This window comes from Thermus sp. FJN-A (assembly GCF_054655095.1).
This window is the reverse complement of the sequence record NZ_BAAHSC010000168.1, coordinates 1-471: the sequence shown is the minus strand read 5'-3', so window position 1 is coordinate 471 and position 471 is coordinate 1. Positions and strand designations below refer to the sequence as shown.

Sequence of the window (471 nt, the reverse complement as noted above, 5' to 3'; positions counted from 1 at the left end):
GGGCACACCTTAGCACGAGGAGGTGCCCCGTGGACCAGGATACCTTGCGGATCTTGCTGAGGGAAGCGGTGCGGGAGACAGTAGCCGAGGTTCTGCAGACGGTTCTGGAGCTGGACCGGACGGCCTTCTTGCAGGTGCACGGAGGCCGCAGGAACGGCTACTACCCCCGCAAGCTGGAGACCACCTTCGGCCAGGTGGACCTGAAGGTCCCTAGGGATCGGGAATCTCGGTATTATCCGGCTTTCCTTAAGCCCTACGTCCGCCGCCTGGTGGACGTGGGGGAAGTGGCGGTAGCCCTTTACGCCGCCGGGGTCAGTCAGCGCAAGGCGGCCGAGATACTGAGCCTGCTCTTAGGCCACCGCTACTCCCACGAGACCCTGAGCGCCCTGACGGACGAGGTCCTGGAGGCGGCAGGAGCCTTCCGCACCCGGCCTTTGCCCGAGGAGATGGCCTTCGTCTACCTGGACGGGC

Annotated in this window: 1 protein-coding gene; it reads left to right on the top strand. The window is 65.4% G+C overall.

What is annotated here, in order from left to right:
- A partial coding sequence (locus ACYQ0J_RS04280) for a transposase (RefSeq protein WP_460170944.1) occupies positions 1 to 471 on the top strand: 471 nt, incomplete at both ends.